General features: G+C 40.4%; 21 protein-coding genes and 1 rRNA gene. 1 reads left to right on the forward strand and 21 read right to left on the reverse strand.

Features of this window, described 5'->3' with window-relative positions; translation table 11 throughout:
* Nucleotides 1–41: 41 nt before the first annotated feature.
* The 10 genes from ispE to metG form a co-directional block, all read right to left on the reverse strand.
* Nucleotides 42–911 (reverse strand): 4-(cytidine 5'-diphospho)-2-C-methyl-D-erythritol kinase, encoded by an 870-nt coding sequence (ispE, locus tag PH210_RS28020; protein WP_289989766.1) that lies wholly within the window; start codon nucleotides 909–911, stop codon nucleotides 42–44.
* A 194-nt stretch (nucleotides 912–1,105) separates the two neighbouring features.
* Complete coding sequence (locus PH210_RS28025) at nucleotides 1,106–1,294, reverse strand: small, acid-soluble spore protein, alpha/beta type (protein WP_289989768.1); 189 nt, start codon at nucleotides 1,292–1,294, stop codon at nucleotides 1,106–1,108.
* 110 nt (nucleotides 1,295–1,404) lie between these two features.
* Nucleotides 1,405–1,668: a biofilm formation stimulator Veg gene (veg, locus tag PH210_RS28030; RefSeq protein WP_205181638.1), complete on the reverse strand. Its 264-nt coding sequence runs from the start codon at nucleotides 1,666–1,668 to the stop codon at nucleotides 1,405–1,407.
* 202 nt (nucleotides 1,669–1,870) lie between these two features.
* The gene (yabG, locus tag PH210_RS28035) at nucleotides 1,871–2,773 is read right to left on the reverse strand and encodes a sporulation peptidase YabG (protein ID WP_483312151.1); all 903 of its coding nucleotides are present in this window, start codon (nucleotides 2,771–2,773) and stop codon (nucleotides 1,871–1,873) included.
* 448 nt (nucleotides 2,774–3,221) lie between these two features.
* Nucleotides 3,222–4,100 (reverse strand): 16S rRNA (adenine(1518)-N(6)/adenine(1519)-N(6))-dimethyltransferase RsmA, encoded by an 879-nt coding sequence (gene rsmA, locus PH210_RS28040; protein ID WP_289989772.1) that lies wholly within the window; start codon nucleotides 4,098–4,100, stop codon nucleotides 3,222–3,224.
* Complete coding sequence (gene rnmV / locus PH210_RS28045) at nucleotides 4,093–4,653, reverse strand: ribonuclease M5 (RefSeq protein WP_289989773.1); 561 nt, start codon at nucleotides 4,651–4,653, stop codon at nucleotides 4,093–4,095. The genes rsmA and rnmV overlap by 8 nt, the downstream gene beginning before the upstream one ends.
* A gap of 205 nt (nucleotides 4,654–4,858) precedes the next feature.
* The gene (locus PH210_RS28050; RefSeq protein WP_289989774.1) at nucleotides 4,859–6,040 is read right to left on the reverse strand and encodes a G5 and 3D domain-containing protein; all 1,182 of its coding nucleotides are present in this window, start codon (nucleotides 6,038–6,040) and stop codon (nucleotides 4,859–4,861) included.
* Nucleotides 6,041–6,751: 711 nt separating this feature from the next.
* Nucleotides 6,752–7,933 (reverse strand): G5 and 3D domain-containing protein, encoded by a 1,182-nt coding sequence (locus PH210_RS28055; protein ID WP_289989775.1) that lies wholly within the window; start codon nucleotides 7,931–7,933, stop codon nucleotides 6,752–6,754.
* 237 nt (nucleotides 7,934–8,170) lie between these two features.
* Nucleotides 8,171–8,938, reverse strand: coding sequence for a TatD family hydrolase (locus PH210_RS28060; RefSeq protein WP_289989776.1), 768 nt, complete (start codon nucleotides 8,936–8,938; stop codon nucleotides 8,171–8,173).
* 249 nt (nucleotides 8,939–9,187) lie between these two features.
* The gene (gene metG / locus PH210_RS28065) at nucleotides 9,188–11,146 is read right to left on the reverse strand and encodes a methionine--tRNA ligase (protein ID WP_289989777.1); all 1,959 of its coding nucleotides are present in this window, start codon (nucleotides 11,144–11,146) and stop codon (nucleotides 9,188–9,190) included.
* Between the two features lie 481 nt (nucleotides 11,147–11,627).
* Between metG and abrB the strand changes: the two genes are divergently transcribed.
* A complete protein-coding gene (gene abrB / locus PH210_RS28070; protein ID WP_223596406.1) occupies nucleotides 11,628–11,912 on the forward strand; it encodes a transition state genes transcriptional regulator AbrB in 285 nt (94 codons plus the stop codon).
* Between the two features lie 77 nt (nucleotides 11,913–11,989).
* Here abrB and rsmI read toward each other — a convergent pair whose 3' ends face one another.
* The 11 genes from rsmI to rrf form a co-directional block, all read right to left on the reverse strand.
* Nucleotides 11,990–12,862, reverse strand: a complete 873-nt coding sequence (rsmI, locus tag PH210_RS28075) for a 16S rRNA (cytidine(1402)-2'-O)-methyltransferase (RefSeq protein WP_289989780.1) — start codon at nucleotides 12,860–12,862, stop codon at nucleotides 11,990–11,992.
* Nucleotides 12,840–13,127: a GIY-YIG nuclease family protein gene (locus PH210_RS28080; RefSeq protein WP_289989782.1), complete on the reverse strand. Its 288-nt coding sequence runs from the start codon at nucleotides 13,125–13,127 to the stop codon at nucleotides 12,840–12,842. Before PH210_RS28080 ends, rsmI begins: the two co-directional genes overlap by 23 nt.
* Nucleotides 13,117–13,857, reverse strand: a complete 741-nt coding sequence (locus PH210_RS28085; RefSeq protein ID WP_289989784.1) for a tRNA1(Val) (adenine(37)-N6)-methyltransferase — start codon at nucleotides 13,855–13,857, stop codon at nucleotides 13,117–13,119. Before PH210_RS28085 ends, PH210_RS28080 begins: the two co-directional genes overlap by 11 nt.
* A gap of 46 nt (nucleotides 13,858–13,903) precedes the next feature.
* A complete protein-coding gene (yabA, locus tag PH210_RS28090; RefSeq protein WP_289989786.1) occupies nucleotides 13,904–14,275 on the reverse strand; it encodes a DNA replication initiation control protein YabA in 372 nt (123 codons plus the stop codon).
* Between the two features lie 12 nt (nucleotides 14,276–14,287).
* On the reverse strand, nucleotides 14,288–15,115 hold the full coding sequence (locus tag PH210_RS28095) for a PSP1 domain-containing protein (protein ID WP_223596411.1): 828 nt from the start codon (nucleotides 15,113–15,115) through the stop codon (nucleotides 14,288–14,290).
* Nucleotides 15,108–16,115, reverse strand: a complete 1,008-nt coding sequence (holB, locus tag PH210_RS28100) for a DNA polymerase III subunit delta' (protein ID WP_289989787.1) — start codon at nucleotides 16,113–16,115, stop codon at nucleotides 15,108–15,110. Before holB ends, PH210_RS28095 begins: the two co-directional genes overlap by 8 nt.
* Nucleotides 16,116–16,290: 175 nt before the next feature.
* Entirely contained in the window at nucleotides 16,291–16,620 is a 330-nt protein-coding gene (darA, locus tag PH210_RS28105; RefSeq protein ID WP_223596413.1) for a cyclic di-AMP receptor DarA, read from the reverse strand.
* 105 nt (nucleotides 16,621–16,725) lie between these two features.
* Entirely contained in the window at nucleotides 16,726–17,349 is a 624-nt protein-coding gene (gene tmk, locus PH210_RS28110; RefSeq protein WP_289989789.1) for a dTMP kinase, read from the reverse strand.
* 29 nt (nucleotides 17,350–17,378) lie between these two features.
* Complete coding sequence (locus PH210_RS28115; RefSeq protein ID WP_289989791.1) at nucleotides 17,379–18,806, reverse strand: aminotransferase class I/II-fold pyridoxal phosphate-dependent enzyme; 1,428 nt, start codon at nucleotides 18,804–18,806, stop codon at nucleotides 17,379–17,381.
* A 67-nt stretch (nucleotides 18,807–18,873) separates the two neighbouring features.
* Nucleotides 18,874–19,092, reverse strand: a complete 219-nt coding sequence (locus tag PH210_RS28120; protein ID WP_289989793.1) for a sigma factor G inhibitor Gin — start codon at nucleotides 19,090–19,092, stop codon at nucleotides 18,874–18,876.
* Nucleotides 19,093–19,469: 377 nt separating this feature from the next.
* Nucleotides 19,470–19,561, reverse strand: a 5S ribosomal RNA gene (gene rrf, locus PH210_RS28125); the annotation flags it as partial.

Below are 19,561 nucleotides of genomic sequence, written 5' to 3' on the forward strand. Positions count from 1 at the left end.
CAATCAAGTGTTTGCCATAAAAATACCAATAATGTTCGGATTTAATCAAGTGAGTGCCGTTCTCCAAGCATCCTGACAGCGAAAACCTGGTCACAAAAGCCTCGAAGGCCGTTATAGATTCGGTGCATTCTCGAATCATGCTGGACAATTCCAAAAACGGTTGGCCCACTGCCGCTCATTAAGACGGCGTCTGCTCCAAAACGCTTCATTTGCTCCTTTATCTGCGCCACTTCTGGATGAAGATTTAAGGTAACATCCTCTAATACATTCCCCACATTTTGACAAACCTTTTGATAATCACGGCTGTTAATCGCCTCGACCATTTGTCCAATATCGGGATGATTCATTCTGTTAATATCTAAGCGCCGATAGACCTCAGCCGTCGAAACTCCGATAAAGGGTTTAGCGAGAATTACCCAGCATGTCGGCGGCGGCGGCAGTTCGGTAATCATTTCTCCCCTGCCCTTCGCTAACGCCGTGCCCCCATAAACACAAAATGACACATCTGAACCAATTTCGCTCCCGAGCTCCGCTAATTCATCTAGTGATAAGCCGAGGTCCCATAGTTTATTCAGGCCCCGTAAAGTAGCAGCGGCATCACTGCTCCCGCCCGCAAGTCCAGCCGCAACAGGAATGGTTTTTTCAATGGCAATCATGACACCTTTTTTTACCTTGAAACGGTTTTTTAACAGCTGTGCTGCTTGATAGGCTAAGTTTCGCTGATCATCCGGTACATAACGATTATGGGAAAGAATATGTATTTGATCTTGATTTAATAAGGTCAGTTCCACTCTATCGGCTAAATCAATGGTCGTCATGATCATTTCAACCTCGTGATAGCCGTCGGAACGTTTATGTAAAACATCTAGTGCTAAATTGATTTTAGCCGGTGCTTTGACTAAAAGCTTCAATAGGTCCACCTACTTCTATATAGTGCAATATTCCGCAATCCACATTTGTCCTATTTTACCACAAAACGACTAGTAAAGCGCAAGCGCATTGGGGTTATATGGTGAAAATTAAAGGCCAGAGGAAAAGTTCCCCCTGGCCATGCTGCAGCAGTGATTCGTTTAAATTACAAGCGGAAGTGCATTTTGATTTTGAGTTAAGACTGCCGGCCTTTACCAGCCAGCTGTGCTTCTGCAAGCTCTATGGCGCGTTTAACCATATTCCCTGCGTCCTTCGCCCGGATACCGCCCCAACCCTCTTTTTGAACAATATCATAGAAACCAAGATCTTTGGCAAGCTCTTCTTTAAATTGGCTTGACATAATCCCTCTTCTTCTTCTGCCCATCTAAACAACCCCTTTCCTGTTGCAGCATTATTAGTATTGGGGGAAAAATGGTTTTTCATGATAGCAAAAAGCAGTAAACCTAAAGTTTACTGCCGCTCATTGCTTATATACTAACTTAATGCTACATGTCCTGCTGCTTCATCGTAGAATGTAATTTGAACTGTTTCTGTTAATACATCCGCATAGCTGTAAGACACTCGCTCGAATGAATTTTCATCCTGATCTAATTCAATAACAAAAACAGACGGGTAAGTTTCAGCTAAAACACCGGAACGTTCAATTGTTTTCCTGCGTCCGCCATTTGCTTTCAGCAATAATCTTTTCCCTAAATTTGTGTCAAGAGCCTTTTTAATATCGGCTAAGGTTTTTGGCATTCGGTCCACCTCACTATGTAAAGTATAACACACTGACATAGTCCTGTCAAACAAAAATATAAATTATATCAGTCCGACAAAAAGTTTGTCAATATTTTTTCTTCTACTTTTTCTTCTAAATTTCAACATTTTTATCGTTACCTTAATGTCAATGGAATATGTGTACAATATTAAAAAAAATAAGCCCCGGGGATTAAAAGGCTCATACTGTCTCTGTATCTTGATCTTGATTTTCTTCTTCATTCTCGTCCGGGATTGGTCTATAAGGCATACCTGTTCTTAAAACACCTTTTGTTTCGATGCCGCCAAGTCCCTTCTCTCCTGTTAACGTATTGCGCAAAACATCCCACACGTTGATTCTCTCCATAAACGGGGTAAAGCTTACTTTGGCAACAATATATACTGGATCAAGTGCGTGTATATTGACTCTTGTGGGAGAGCTGGCGAAATTTGCCCCTGCATGAATCAGGGATTCAAAGTGTGATTGGCATGCACCCGCAAAGATAACCAGTTGATCGAGATGAGGTACTCTTTTCCTTGCTTCCCTAACAGTCTGGACAAAGTGCCTGGAATGCCGATAGGCGTTGATATCGCTCATCTTTCCTTTTGCCTTTGAGTAGGCGTCATGCCCGGTGATGACGAGAATATCCGGCCGGTAATAGTCCATTAATTCGCCGATTTTATTGGGCATTTCCTTTTCATTGCAATGGATGCCTAATACGGGGACTCCGATTTTTTCGTACAAAGTCATACATTTTTTCAGATAGGAGGGATCTCCATCTAAATGCAGGACCCTGCCGGGGATTTGAAAATAATTGCTCGGCTTCACATACCCGCCTGTTGCAGTATATTCTTGTCTCTGTTTCAATAAATCAACATCCTGCTTAAAAAGTCTTAAAGACTGCTCTTCTAGTGTCCTAAATTCTTGTGTAAGCTTTAATCTCTCGGTCTGGTTGATGACAACCAAATCATTATATGGAGCATCTGCTACGATGCGGAAATCTTCCCCGTAAAGGATCGCATATTTCTGGTCATTTATTTTTCTAAAATCGATTACACGAAAAAGAATGTCACAGTTGTACGAACGTCTGCCGACAATATCCATTAATTTTATATCCACTGCCGTCACTCCAATTAGACCAGCAAAAAGGCCTTTCAAAATAATAAAAGTTTCCCTCATAGGCTATGCCACCGGCTTTGTCCATGTGACGAACAATAATTAGGATTATTTATTTTTAAGGATTTTATGGTTATTTATTGGGCAGATAACTCATAATGCCTAAGATGTGATAAAAGTTCGTTTCATGGTCCTTGTGAAGATTTCACAAGGACCATGATCCGTTTTATTTGCTTTTTACAGGCACTGTCAACGCCTTTGAGTGCCCGCAAACCGTTCCTTTTGCTTTACTCGGGCATTGTGAACGTCTCACAGTGCCCGCGAACCGTTTTTTTCGCTCTCCTCGGGCATTGTCAACTCCTCACAGTGCCCGCAATCCGATTAGAGCCCCTTGCGTGAGCACTGTGCAAAATAAAAAAAGACCTTCTAAAAAGGTCTAATGGAAATATGAATATAGTTCGTCTGCAAGACGGCCGAATTCCTCTAATGAGAGGGTCTCACCTCTTCGTGAGGGTTCAATTCCACTGGCTTCTAACGCCTTAATGATGCTCTCTTTCTTTTGTTTCCCATCCGGCAGCTGACTTGTTAAATTATTAAGCAAAGTTTTTCTTCTTTGCGCAAAGCTAGCCTTTGTCACTTGGAAAAAGAAAGTTTCATCTTTGACGCTGACAGCCGGACTCTCCCGCTTAATCAGCCTGATTACGGCTGAATCAACATTTGGCTGAGGCACGAACACCGTTTTCGGAACAATCATCACCGTCTCCGCTTCTGTATAGTACTGCACGGCAATAGAGAGCGAGCCATAATCCTTTGTCCCAGGCTTGGCTGAAATCCGGTCTGCGACCTCTTTTTGGAGCATACAAACGATGCCGCGGATTGGGAGCTGGTCCTCTAGCAGCTTCATGATAATTGGGGTCGTTACATAATAAGGTAAATTCGCCACCACCATAACATCGTCGAGGCCGGCAAAGTGTTCAGTCATAACAGCCCTGACGTCCGCTGCTAGCACGTCTTTATGAATGATGCTGACATTCGGATACGGTGATAGGGTATCTGCTAAAATCGGCAGCAATCTTTGGTCGATTTCGAATGCAACGACCTTTTTGCTTGTGCGAGCGAGCTGTTCTGTCAGCGCGCCAATCCCCGGCCCGATTTCAATCGCACCAGAGTCCTCCGTCAAGTCTGCGAAACTGACGATTTTTTTTAAAATATTTGTATCAATTAAGAAATTTTGCCCCAGGCTTTTCTTAAACGAAAAACCATATTTTTCAAGGATCGCCTTTGTCCTTACGGGTGTTGCAATATCTTTATTCATTGTTTTCCTCCTGCCTAACAATAGCAAGTGCTTCTGCAAATTCCTGTTTGCTGATTTGGAACATCATTAAACGCTTATGAAGCTGTTTTCCATTTGTGTAGCCTATTTTCAAAAGCTTCCCCAGCAGGATTCGGCGCTCTTTAGAACCTTCACCGCCAATAAGTCCGGCTATGATTAAATCCTCTTGGGATATTTCTTCAGAAATTGTTTCATGCATGACCTGCGCATCCTTTAAGGCCTCACGAATTGCTTCTGGCCTGGCATGCTCAACACCTAGTCCCCTGCCGCGTTTAGCAAGCGCATCTTCCTTTGGTAAAAAAGCATGCTTACAGCCAGGGACCTTTCCGGCGATTGTTTTCCTGATTTTTTCTCCAGGAAAGTCTGGGTCTGTAAAAATAATCACACCCCTTGTTTCCTGGGCACGCCTTACCTTTTCAATGGTGGACTCATTCACCGCAGACCCATTCGTTTCAATCGTATCCGCATCCACCGCTCTTTTAATCGCCGTCGTGTCATCCTTACCCTCCACGACAATAATTTCTTGTATCTTCATTTTTCCTCCAGAAAAAATAATTAAATATTTGAAAAAAACTTGAAACATTTTTGTAATGTCCATCGTCTATATTATCAATGCATTCATACATTAAAGTATAATACTCAGTGGAAAAATACTAGTATGTATTCGAATTTAAGTATAATGAAAAACAAACAAAAAGTAAAAATACAGAGGAAAGGACCCTCTGCATCATTGAAAAATATTAATTTAAAATTTTTATTTTTACCTTTTTACGTCCCCAGCGATACGCATCAGAATTAGACGCCATAAAAACATCAATGATATAACCTTTTATTGCCCCGCCTGTATCAGCTGCAACAGCATAGCCGTAGCCTTCGACATAAACCTTCGTTCCGAGCGGAATAATTCTCGGATCAACAGCAATGACTTTCATGTTTGGATTAGTGCGGAGATTTAGACCCGTCGCAGTCCGCCCAGAACAGCCATTACAATTCGCTGTATAGGCGGTTGCTGTAACGTAAAACTCTTTTCCCGTTTCTACTGCTCCCCGGGAAACTTGCAAAGATAAATCTTTCGTTCCGACAGCCACAACTTTATCCTGCTTTTCTGCAATCATCCGCTCACTAATTAATTTTCTTGAAACTTCCTTGCCATTTTCAAGTAAAACTTCAAACTGCTTGGAAATACTGCCTTGTTTACCAGCTTTTAATGTTTTTTCTGTGCCCTTTGTCAAATTTTCATCCTTTTTTGTTACTACGGCAAATTCAACAGGTTCTTCCACTACATCGGTGACTTTTTCTACCCGGATGATGTTAACAACACTATTGTCTTTCACTTTTTCTGTAAGTGCTGGTTCAACTCGGTCTAATGGATTTAGCTTGATATCCCGCTGCGTTAAAAAGTCAGCGACCGTAGTCGAAGTGGTCCAAACTTGTTGTGCTTTGCCCTTGTCAACATAGGTTAAATTAAAGGCTTTTTTAATGCCGACCTTCAGCTTATTTTGGATTGCCGCTTCTGGTTTTGGTGAGATTTGATCATGTGCATTCAAATCAATTTTCTGCTCCTTTAAAAGCTCAGCCACAGTCCCGGCTGTTGTCCAAATTGTTTTCTTCTCGTTGTCCTTCACAATATTAACCTGTTTGGCCTGCTTCCAAATGACATTAAGGTGGTCCTTCACCTTTGCATCCGACTTTGGAAACAGGTAGTCCTGTGAGCGAAGTGAAACATCCAGTTCATCAAATAACTCTTTGACGGTATCTGCATGTGTTTTAACGACCTTTTGTTCGCCATTAAGAGTCATTGCAACAGTTTTCTTTGATTCCTCAAAAAAGAGAATTCCAAGAGTTGTTAACAAAACTACAAAACTAGCAATAGCAATGGTCAAATTTCTCCCGCTCAAAGACATGAAAAACAGGTTTTTCATGTTTTTGAATACGATGAAAAACGCCTCCTTTTGAATCTCCTTAGGTGACTCTTTTGGTAGCTAAGTTAACATAAACGTAACATAGATTTTTCTGAAACAAAGAACAGGGAGATATTAAATCGTTTACATTCGTGGCATTTATATTGCAATAACATGTCTGAAATAAACGAATAATCAGAAAACATTATATCTACCACCGCTTCAGGGGTAAGCTGATCATACCCTTAATAAAAAAATAGAAATGTCCAAAATTTGTTTCGCTTGGAACATTTCTATATCATAAAGTGGAAGCGCCCTCAGAACAAGCAGAGCCTGTTTCTGTGATGATTATCTTACGGAGCCTTCCTTAGTGGCCCTGGGCGACAGGGATGAAACGAGCAGACGGGAAGGTTGCTTTTTAAACTTTTTCAACAGATTGGCTTATGATCCCGAACCCCTAAGCGCTCCTCTTAAAAGCTATCACTTTCAGTCGTGTGAAGCTGATGCTCCTGAAACTTGTCTCGAATTTTCATCCTTCTCCCAAATTAAATAAAAATAATTGAAAAAAACTTGAAACATTTTTGTAATGTTCGTCGTCTATATTATCAAAAGCCATCATACATTAAAGCATAAAACATAGTTAAAAAATCTAGTTACTATTCGTTGTTAAGTATTAAAAAAATAATGAAAAAGTAAAAATGCAGAGGATAGGACCCTCTGCACCTAAGTAAATTACTGCAAAATTTTAATTTTGACTTTCTTACGTCCCCAGCGATACGCATCTGCATTAGACGGCACAAATACATCAATTATGTACCCTTTTATTGCTCCGCCTGTATCAGCTGCAACAGCATAGCCGTAGCCTTCGACATAAACCTTCGTTCCGAGCGGAATAATTCTCGGATCAACAGCAATAACTTTCATGTTTGGATTAGCACGGAGATTAAGACCGGTTGCAGTACGTCCTGAACAGCCATTACAATTTGCTGTATAGGCGGTTGCAGTAACATAAAACTCTTTTCCCGTTTCCACTGCGCCACGGGAAACTTGTAAAGATAACTCCTTCGTTCCGACAGCCACAACTTTATCTTGCTTCTCTGCAATCATCTGCTCACTAAGTAATTTTCTTGAAACTTCCTTGCCATTTTCAAGTAAAACTTCGTATTGCCTGGAAACACGGCCATGTTTACCAGCTGATAAGATCTTCTCTTTTCCTTTTTCTAACCCTTCATCCTTTTTGGTTACCACGGCAAATTCAACAGGTTCTTCCACTACATCGGTGACCTTTTCTACTCGGATGACGTTAACAACACCATTTTCTTTCACACTTTCAGTCAGTGTTGGTTCAACTCGGTCTAATGAATTTAGCTTGATGCCCTGCTGCGTTAAAAAGTCAGCGACCGTAGTCGAAGTGGTCCAAACTTGTTGTGCTTTGCCCTTGTCAACATAGGTTAGATTAAAGGCTTTTTTAATGCCGACCCTCAGCTTATTTTGGATTGCCGCTTCTGGGTTTGGTGAGATTTGATCATGTGCATTCAAAACAATTTTCTGCTCCTTTAAGAGCTCAGCCACTGTACCGGCTGTTGTCCAAATCGTTTTCTTCTCGTTGTCCTTGACAATGCTAACCTGTTTCGCCTGTTTCCAAACGACCTTAAGGTGGTCCTTCACCTTTGCGTTCGCCTTTGGAAACAAGTAGTCCTGTGAGCGAAGTGATACATCCAGTTCATCAAATAACTCTTTGACGGTATCTGCATGTGTATTAACGACCTTTTGCTCGCCATTAAGAGTAATTGCAACAGTTTTCTTTGATCCTTCAAAAAAAAGAATTCCAAGAGTTGTTAACAAAACTACAAAACTAGCAAAAGCAATGGTCAAATTTCTCCCGCTCAAAGACATGAAAAACAGGTTTTTCATGTTTTTGAATACGATGAAAAACGCCTCCTTTTCTCGGAGAGATTATTGAGAACCATGCTGCCGGCTGTCAACCCTTGCTTATCCTGTGAACGTATTTTTAATTATGCATAATATTGGGAAAATTGCAAAGGAAAACTTATCGACACGGTAATCCTATGTAGAAAAGGAGGCGTGTAGAACTTTTTGTTATAAGAAAAAATTTGGACAAACTTCTCATCGTTTCGACATAATCTCTTATCAGTTTATGCCGAATAATTTTTTAGCATTTCGTGTCGTTACTTCGGCAACTTCTTCTAATGTTACCCCCTTTATTTCGGCAATTTGCTCAGCGACGAGCTTTACATAACCCGGTTCATTCCTCTTTCCCCGGTATGGGTGTGGAGCTAAATAGGGACAGTCTGTTTCAATTAACAATTTATCTAGCGGAATTTCTGCCGCTACTTCCTTCGGCTTTTTGGCATTTTTAAACGTTACCGGACCGCCAAGTGAAATATAAAAGTTCATCTTCACACATTCTTTTGCCACTTCAGGACTGCCGCTGTAGCAATGCATGATCCCCCCTACTTCCTCAGCCCCTTCTTCTTTTAATATTTCCACAATATCTGCCGTCGCCTCCCGATTATGGATGACAATAGGAAGCTTCACTTTTTTAGCCAGTCTGATTTGCTTGCGAAAAACCTCTTTTTGGATTTCCTTTGGAGACTTGTCCCAATGATAATCCAAGCCCATTTCTCCGATTGCTACTACCTTTGGATGTTTTGATAATTCCTCAATCCAAGCTAAATCCTCATCCGTCATATCTATGGCATCAACAGGATGCCAACCAACACAGGCATAAAGAAACTCATAGTTTTCCGCCAATTCCATCGCTTTTTCAATCGTCGGCCGATCAAAACCGACAACAACCATATTCGAAACTCCCTCTGATAGAGCCCTTTCAATCACTTCTTGCAAATCTTCATTGTATTGTTCTGCGTTTAAATGTACATGTGTGTCGAATAACATTTCATATGCTCCTTTTTTCACAATAGATTTCCTTGTCATACTATAAATAAAAAAATAGAAATGTCCCGAAAATTGTTTCACGTGGAACATTTCTATATCGAAAAGTGGAAGCGCCTTGACCAGGGAAAAAAGCAGTTCATTTTTTCCTAGGGGCGACAGGTATAAAACGCTGGCGGGAAGGTTGCTTTTTAACCTTCTCGACGGATTGGCTTATGACCCCGAGCCCCTAGACGCTGTAACATTTTAGAATTATTTTACTTTAGAACCATTTGGAAGGGTTTGATCAACGGTTGCAAGTGATAGCTGATCGTCTTTTGAACCTGCTAGTATCATACCCTGTGATAGTTCACCGCGTAATTTAACCGGTTTTAAATTTGTTATACAAATAACCTTACGTCCCACTAATTCCTCAGGCTTGTAGTATTGAGCAATTCCTGATACAACCTGGCGCTTTTCATAACCAAGGTCCAGCTGCAGCTTGAGCAGTTTATCGGCTTTTTTAATTGGCTCTGCCTGGATAACTTCGGCAACACGCAGGTCAATCTTCATAAAATCATCAATGGAGATTTCATCGATGGCCTCAGGTTTTTCCTCTTTCTTATCCTCAGCCGCCGCAGGTGTTCCGCCCTGCATCTTGGTCTTAATGAATTCTACTTCTTCTGCAATTTCAAGTCTTGGGAATAGAGGTGCATCCTTCGCTACCTTCGTTCCGTTTGGAATCAATCCGAAACCTTCAAGACTTTCCCATGCTTTTAGAGCTTCCTCTTCTATTCCTAACTGTTTGAAGATCCCATCAGGAGTCCGTGTTAAAAACGGCTTTAACAGAATGGCTGTTCTGCGCAGCGATTCCGCTAAATGAACCATTACACTTGCAAGCTCAGCTTTTTTAGCCTCATCCTTAGCTAGTGTCCATGGCTGGGTTTCATCGATATATTTATTAGTCCGGCTGACTAGCTGCCAGATGGATGTTAACGCAACAGAAAACTCCATTTTCTCCATGGCTTCTTCGTATTTTGTGACTGTTTCACGATTAACTTGAAGCAAGGAATCATCAAATTCACTGATAGAACCCGAATACGCTGGAATCACACCAGCAAAATATTTTTCGATCATTGCAACAGTTCGATTTAACAGATTTCCAAGATCGTTTGCCAGGTCAAAATTAATTCTTTCCACGAAGCCTTCAGGTGTGAAAACTCCGTCGGCACCAAATGGGACTTCCCTTAATAAATAATAGCGGAGTGCATCAAGGCCATAGCGATCAATCAACGTAACCGGATCGACCACATTTCCTTTTGACTTTGACATTTTTCCGTCCTTCATTAATAGCCAGCCATGCGCAAATACCTTTTTTGGCAACGGAATATCAAGGGCCATTAACATAATTGGCCAATAAATCGTATGAAAACGGACAATCTCTTTCCCGACCAGATGAACATCAGCCGGCCAGTAATTCAAATAGTTAGCGTCGTTTTCTGTGCCATATCCTAATGCCGTAATATAGTTTGAAAGTGCATCAATCCATACATAGATAACATGCTTAGGATTGCCTGGGACCTTAATCCCCCAATCAAACGTCGTTCTTGAAACTGCTAAATCCTCTAAACCAGGTTTAATAAAATTATTAATCATTTCATTTTTACGGGATTCCGGTTGGATGAACTCAGGATTCTCCTCGTAATATTGCAAAAGACGGTCGGCATATTTGCTCATTCTAAAAAAATAAGATTCTTCCTTTACAAGTTCGACAGGGCGTCCGCAATCCGGGCAGTTTCCATCGACAAGCTGACGGTCGGTATAGAAGGATTCACAAGGTGTACAATACCAGCCTTCATATTGATCGAGATAAATATCACCCTGTTCAAGCAATCTTGCAAAAATCTTTTGAACAATTTGCTTATGTCTTTCTTCAGTCGTCCGGATAAAATCATCATAGGAAATATCGAGCTTTTTCCAGAGGACTTTAATTTCTTCAGCCATACCGTCTACGTACTGCTGCGGGGTAATTCCCGCTTCTTCCGCTTTACGCTGGATCTTTTGCCCATGCTCGTCTGTTCCTGTTAAATACCTGACATCAAACCCTCTCATCCGCTTATAGCGAGCCATAGCATCACCCGCAACAGTGGTATAAGCATGACCAATATGTAAATTTCCACTTGGATAATAAATTGGTGTCGTTAGGTAAAAGGTCTTTAATTTTTCCTCCATTTTTACTCCTCCTATTAGGTCAGCAATCATTAACCCTACTGACCATTATTGCCTCTTTTTTCCCGCTTCTATCCTCAAAATATACCGAAAAAAGGACTTTTGTGCAAGAAAGCGCCATCCCTCGCTTCCAACATTTTTAAAAATTTTCCTTATACACCCATAAAAATAGGACCTTAAACGAAATATATGTTGTTAAAATGCTGATTATGTAGATATTTGTCGAATTTTGCAGAATCAAAACAGAACTGAATTTACACTGCGATAATATTAAAAATCATGTTTAATAGAAAAAACATTCTCTAAAACCCTATCAAATCAATAATTTCACTTGAAGGAAAAATTTTCTTTTATTTTTCAAAATAAAAATAATTGACGGATATGGGAATGGCTGGTATTATGAAATTAAGAAAAATTTGTCGAATAATGACGAATTGTAAAATAGAGAATATACTTTTTTATTAATGAGAGGAGAATATTAAAAATGAAATCTACTGGTATCGTTCGTAAAGTTGATGAATTAGGCCGTGTGGTTATTCCGATTGAATTAAGACGTACTCTTGGTATTGCTGAAAAGGATGCTCTTGAAATTTATGTGGATGATGATCGTATCATCCTTAAGAAATACAAGCCAAACATGACTTGCCAAGTAACTGGTGAAGTATCTGATGACAATTTAGCACTTGCTGGCGGCAAGTTAATTCTTAGCCGTGAAGGTGCAGAGCAATTACTTCAAGAAATTCAAAACAGCTTTGAATTAGCAAAATAAAAATTAAGCAGATATTTTCTTTTTTACATCTTTAATATAAACGGCTCCAGATCATTATTGGTCTGGAGCTTTTAATTTTATTCAATATGATACGTTTGATAAACTTCACGCTTGTTTAAGCCGCGGTCTTTTGCTGTTTGTTTGATGGCTTCTTTTGAGGCCATCTTTTTATCTGAAATATAGTGATTAACATGTTCTTCAATTGTAAAACTTTCCCACCAACTATATTCTTCCTCGACTTCACCTGTGCTTCCCTCTACTATTAAACAAAATTCCCCGCGAATTTCGTCTTGATTGGCCCAATTCATTGCTTCCTCAAGGGTGCCTCGAATAAATTCCTCAAATTTCTTTGTCAGCTCTCGACATAGGGCAATGTTCCGATTCCCGAGAACCTCAAGCATAATGGCTAATGTTTCTTTTAAACGGTGCGGTGATTCATAGAAAATGATCGTAGCTGTTTGTTTCTTTAAAACTTCTAACTCAGAGCGCTTTTCTTTCTTACTTCTGGCTAGAAATCCATAAAAATAAAACGGCTGACAGCTTAGCCCTGAGGCAATTAAGGAAGTGAGGGCAGCATTGGCACCCGGTAAAGGCACTACCGTCATTTTTTCGGTTATAGCAGCCTGCACAAGTTCATAACCTGGGTCAGAAATCGTCGGCATACCCGCATCACTGACAAGAGCAATTTTTTGGCCCTCCTTTACCCTTTGAATTAATTTTTCCCCACTTGTCTCTTTGTTGTGCTCATGATAACTGACAACAGGCGTCTCAATTTCAAAATAATTACAGAGCTTTCTCGTATTTCTTGTATCCTCAGCAGCAATCAAGTCTGCTTCTTTTAATATTCGGATTGCCCGAAAGCTCATATCCTCCAAATTTCCGATGGGAGTAGGAACAAGATAGAGAATACCTTTTTGTTCTTCATTATCAAAGCTTTTCTGCTGCCACATTATATCCACCCGTTTCTTCCATTAAAAACTCAATTTTTTTCTTTCGTGATAACCTTTTGAAGTAGTATTCCGCTCTAAGGGCATCCGTTTTATTATCATATTCTTTATAAAAAGTCAGCTCAAGAGGGCCGCGTCCCCTTGTATATTTTGCCCCTTTTCCTTCATTATGAAGTCTTAGGCGGCGCTCAAGATTATTCGTATAGCCCCCGTAGAAGCTTCCATCCCGGCAGGTTAACACATAAAAGTAATGTTTGTTATTCTCCATATAAAATCTCTCGGATCTCAGGTGTATATTCATCCTTTTCATTATAGACGAATAAGGGCGGCAGTATTTTTAAGTCGGGACTGCCGTCTTTAATCGCTTCGACTAAAAGAGTATTGGCTTCCTTCCCCTGCTTTGGATAAACGAACTGAATACGTTTGGGCTCAAGCCTATATGTGCGCATCAACGTAATCATATCCAAGAGACGCCCCGGCCGATGTACAAAGGCTACTTTCCCGCCTTGACGTACCAATTGGCTTGAAGCCTTTACTGCATCCTCCAGCGTACAGAGAATCTCGTGGCGAGCAATAGCCAAATGCTCATTCGGATTTATTTCTTCCTTAGAAGGTGTCGTAAAATAAGGCGGATTACAGGTGACAACATCGAATTTTCCAAAGCCTAATTGCTTAGGCATTTCTTTAATATCACCATGAATCATCGTTAATCGGTCCTGAAGCTCGTTATACTCAATACTTCTAACCGCCATATCATATAACCGCTCTTGAATTTCTACACCTGTAATCTTTCCCTTTGTCCTGGCACTTAAAAACAAAGGAATCACACCATTTCCACTGCAAAGGTCAATTAAATTCCCCTTTTGAATCGGGACATACGTAAACCTTGCCAGCAAAACGGCATCCAATGAAAAGGCAAATACAGATGGACTTTGAATAATCCTTAAATTTTCAGCAAGCAAATAATCAAGCCGCTCATCTTCCTTCAATATAACCATAGTTTCCTCCTAAAAAAACAGCCTCCCTGTTAAAGGAAGGCTTTAGCTATTTCTTATTAAGGAAGGAAAGGCAAAATAAACAATCGCCTTCCTTGCGCAAACTTCCAAAGTGGAGATTGCAAATATGAAAGCCTTCTTGGTAAAGACGGGCAAGATTATCGTATCCTTCCCCAACATCAAAAGGCTTCATGGCAGTTGCCCCCGATTGGGCAGCTCCCTTCTTAACTTCTGTTTCCTTTTTTTCTGCTTCCGTGGTTACATCTAAACGGCGCCTTAGATGTTCATTTTCAAGCTTTAGATAATGATTCTCTTCTAGTATTTCGGCTAAATGCTGCTTCAATTCCCCAAGCTGTTGGTAAAGACTCCCAATTTGTGTTTCCATGTTACTTACTGATTCAAATATTTCTTTTTTATCCACGGCGTACACCTCTTAATCTGTGGATTGTATAGAAAAGGCCCCTTCTTTAACGATTTCATCCAAAGTATACTCCAGAACCCGTTCTTGTTCCTTTAGTTCAACCTGAAGCACTCGTTCTAATATATTTAATCCTACTACTTTGCCTGCACCCTGTGGAGTTTCAATGATTTCCCCTAAATCAGGGAGCTGTTCTTTAGCAGATTCATATTCGTCGTTTTCATATTTTAAACAGCACATAAGCCTGCCGCATAAGCCAGATATTTTCGTAGGATTTAACGATAAATTTTGATCCTTCGCCATTTTGATGGAAACAGGATCAAAGTCACCTAGAAAGGTAGAACAGCAAAGCATTCTTCCGCATGGGCCAATCCCGCCAAGCATCTTTGCTTCATCGCGGACACCAATTTGCCTAAGTTCGATTCTTGTCCGGAATATAGCCGCTAAATCTTTCACTAGCTCACGGAAATCGACTCTTCCATCGGCCGTAAAGTAAAAAATGATTTTATTGCGGTCAAATGTATATTCAACATCAACCAGCTTCATATCCAGCTGATGTTCATTTACTTTCTCATTACATACTTCATAGGCTTCCTGGGCAGCTTGTTTATTTTCATCAACAATCATTCGATCCTTCGGGTCTGCAATTCTAACGACCTTTTTCAATGGGAGAACAACATCATGTTCCCCTACCTGTTTGCGGGGAATAACTGCCCTTCCATATTCGACGCCGCGTACCGTTTCAACAATGACAAAATCATCTTTTTGAATTGAGAGGTCTCCAGGATCAAAATAATAAATTTTCCCCGCTTTTTTAAAGCGTACTCCTACAACATCATACAAATGAAGATCCCTCCTGCAATTTTAACACAAGCTGTTCCATCATCAGCTGAGGATTCATATTAGCCGCAAGCTTCCTTTTTGACTCAAGGATAGCTGACATTTGTTCCGATATACGCCGTCCGGATGTTTGCAAGGCAAATTGATTTAACCGCTCACTTTCCCCTTTAAAAACAATTTGCTCCTGCCTATCTAATTGTATATATAGTAAATCCTTAAAAATAAGAAGTAAAAGATCTAAACCTCGTTGAATCTGTTCTTTATCTTTAAAGTGAGGGAACCAATCGCTTTGAAGCGTTACCATCGCCTCTAACGGATTTTTTCTCAACACTTCATATAATTTTAACATTATTTTTTGGGCTTGTGCAAACCATTCATTGGTATTTAGTTCAAGCGCTTCATCGATGCTGTTTGTAAGCTGGGCTAACAGTGGTGCCTTTTGGGGTGCGACGCCGTTTTCCACCAATTGTTTAATCATAATTTGCGGGGATAATGGCTGAAATTTTAATGTTTGGCACCTTGAAAGAATCGTAGGTAATATTTGCTGAGGCTGCTCGGTGATTAAAATCGCCACGGTTTCAGCATTGGGTTCCTCAAGGAATTTTAATAAACTATTAGAAGCACTATTGCTCATTTTATCGGCATGGATGATTAGGTAAGCCTTTTTCAAGGATTCTAAGCCCTTTTTCGCAAACTCAGCCTGCAGGCTTCTGATTTGATCCACCTTTATCGACAGCCCATCCGGTTCAACAATATGAACATCAGGATGGTTCCCATGGTTGATCCGACGGCAATTTTTACAATCCTCACACGGTTTAAAGCCATCTGTTAATGACTCGCAGAAAAGGGACTTCGTCAAAAGCAGCCCTATTTCTTTTTTACCAGTCCCTTTCATGCCTTCAAAAAGATATGCATGGGCCACTCGATTTTTTATAAAGCTGTTTTTTATCATCTTCAATACGGCTGGCTGCAGCTCTTCTAGTTGATCCCATGTTTTAACCACAATTATCACTCACTTTTTTGAAAGAAATGCGGAAGCGCCTTGACCAGGGGCGACAGGCATAAGACGAGCCGACGAGAAGGCTTGCCTTTTAGCCTTCTTGGCGGATTGGCTTATGACCCGAGCCCCTAGGCGCTGGAGCTAGACAATTCTCAAAGTCAAAATTTATTGTTTATATCTAAAAATGCATGTATTGCTCGATTGGCAAGACGAATACTGTTGCTCCGCCTACTTCCACTTCTACTGGATATGGAACATAGGAGTCAGCATTCCCGCCCATTGGAGACACAGGGGAAACGAGCTGATCTCTCGCCCTGCAGTTATCCTTAATAATCTGGAGAGCACGGTCAACGCGAATATCTTCGGTCCCGATCATAAAGGTCGTATTGCCTGATTTTAAAAATCCGCCTGTGCTGGCAAGCTTTGTCGCCCTGAAATTATTCTCTACTAATGCCTTTGATAACCGGTTGCTATCCTGGTCTTGTACAACAGCGATAATTAGTTTCATCGAACAACCTCTCCTCTATTAAACCGATTCTATTTCCTTTATCTATATTATAGCAGATTTATTTCAAGTGGAAATTTAGCCATAAAAAAAAGCCTCACATAAAGGCTATTTTTCAGCTAATTTTGTTTCGACAATCTGTAAGGTCTTTTTAAAAACCTCGTCTACTGTTCCAGAAGCATCGATTTTAACAATACGCTCAGGAAAGCGATCGAGTAAGAGGTGGTATCCTTCTCGTACTTTATGGTGAAATTCAAGGTTCTCTAAATCTAACCGATTAATTTCCCGGCCTTTATTTTTATTAATGCGCGTCAGACCTAATTCCGGCTCGATATCAAAGTATATTGTTAACTTTGGCATTAAGTTCTCGACGGCAAATTGATTGATGCTCCATACTTCGTCTATTCCTAATCCTCTTGCATAGCCTTGATAAGCAAGGGAGCTGTCGACAAACCGGTCACAAAGAACATCTGTTCCTGCCTTAAGCGCTGGTTTCACCCGTTCAATCAAGTGCTGTCTGCGCGCTGCTGCATAAAGCAAGGCTTCTGTTCTGGGGTCCATCGCAGTATTTTCCTTGTCTAAAATGACTCTTCTGATTTGTTCGGCAATATCAATGCCACCTGGCTCCCTTGTTAATAGGGCGTGGTTAAGCTTTTCAGCCACCATGCTGATAATCGTTGTTTTACCGGCACCATCCGGCCCTTCAAATGTAATAAATGTTCCGCTGTTCATTCAAATAAAACCTCCAAAACTGTTTAAATCTAATGTTGTATAAAAACTCTGATGGACTCTTTTCTTAAGTTTGTGTCTCCCTGAAATCTAGCCCCTGATTCTAACAGTGTTTTAAGCTGGGTCAGCCTTTCTTCTGTTATTTTTTCACCCTTTAACAGCAAGGGTATGCCCGGCGGGTAAGGAATAATAGTCTCCGCACAAACATGGCCTACAGCATTATTTATATGCATATCTTGTTCTTTTAGGCTGGACATCTCTTTATAAGGAATCGCTAGACCTGAAATTCTGCCAGCAGCTGGCTGATAGTCTTCCTTACATTCTTGATAAGGAAGATCCTCTAGAATGGTTTTGATTTTTAATGCCGTCTCTTCCAACGGATAGGTCTGTCCTTGTTTTAATAATGGAAGGATGAGAAGGACATTATAGGGATCGGCTAGTTCTGTATAGATAGCTTGCTCTTCTAATTTTTCTTGGATTTGAAAGCCGCTTAATCCGCATTGGGATTGAAGTGTTATTTTTAAACAATCTCCATGATGATTAGGAAACTCTAACACATTAATCTGCGGAATTTTTGCTAATTCCTCTTTAAAACGGTTGATCTCTTTTAGTAAAAATGTTTTGTCCTTTTGCTCATAGCCTGCTAAATAATGTCTGGCCAGATCAAGCGACGCCATAATTGGATAGGAGGGGCTGCTGGATTGGAACATTTCTAAGTATTCTTTTACTTTGGTTTTTTCAATGAGTTTACTATTAAAATGCAGATATGAGCCCATCGTCATGGCCGGCAGGGTTTTATGTGCGGATTGCACGACTATATCCGCTCCCATTTGCGCAGCAGAAGCCGGAAAGGGCTGGCCGGTGATAAAATGGGCGCCATGTGCTTCATCGACTAAAACAGGAATTTGATGCCGGTGGGCCTGTTCAATAATTTCTTGTACATCGGTTGCTAACCCATAATAATTTGGATAGGTCAATATGATGGCTTTTGCATTGGGATATAGATTTACCGCTTTTGCTGCTGTTTCAGGAGTAATCCCATCTGCTACCTTCCACTCCCTGTTATATTCCGGTTCCAAAAAGATTGGATTTACTTTTGCTAACTTTAACGCATTTAGGACAGATTTGTGGCAGTTCCTTTGAACAAGGACAGTATCGTCTTCTGTACAAGCTGCCATGATCATCGCTAAGTTGCCGACGGTTGATCCATTTACAAGAAAATAGCTTTTTTCTACTTGGAAAATGTCAGCTAAAAGGTTTTCTGCCTCTAAGATGGCTTCTTCAGGAGAGTGCAGGTCATCGAGTCCTGTCAGTTCTGTTGCATCGAGCTGCAGGATAGGCTGATAAAATGGTGATAGATTAATTTCCCCATATTTATGTCCAGGTACATGAAAGGATATTGGCTTCTGTTTTATATGTTTTATTAATGCTTCATATAAGGGCTTCTGGGATTGAGTCATTTTTTATATACTTCCTTTACATAGTCTCATCTATTTTAACAAAAAAAATAAAGCCCATAAGGACTTGTTATGAAAATATTTCTGGAGTGTTTATTTTTTTAAGCTGTTTAAGGAAATATTTATATTTTGGATCATTTGTATCTGTCTGAATCAAATCATTTTCACAGTCGGTACAAATAAACGAAGTATATAGATGTATGCCTTTTGGTTTTAGATTCTCACAAATTACACAAGTTTCTTCAATATATTTATGTGCTAAAAATGAACTCAATTCCTCCACCTCCATACACCCATTCTGCCCGGCAATTTAAATTTGTATACAATTTTTCGAATACTCTTTATTATATTATGTTGTGTTTCACAATTGGGTGTATGTCTATAGGTGATTTCTTTTCAAAAATCATAAATTTTTGTTTGTTTTTATTGAAGATCACTATTGTGGACTTGGCCTTTCACTTTTCTACTGCTCGTGTCCTCTATAAGTGCTATTGTGGATTCGGCTCCTAATTCTTCCTTTCCCCTTGTCCTCTATAAACCCTCTTGTCGACTCGACCTTCTATTTCTCCAGTTCTCGTGTCCACAATGTGTCCAATTTTCATTTTTGGATAAAAGTTTGATCCCAACACAAAAAGACAATCCTCGCGGATTGTCCTTTTTTCATTTGCCTGGCAACGTCCTACTCTCACAGGGGCGCGTGCCCCAACTACCATCGGCGCTGAGAAGCTTAACTTCCGTGTTCGGTATGGGAACGGGTG

Source organism: Paenibacillus sp. BSR1-1, from assembly GCF_030403775.1.
GTDB lineage: Bacteria > Bacillota > Bacilli > Bacillales > Cytobacillaceae > Neobacillus.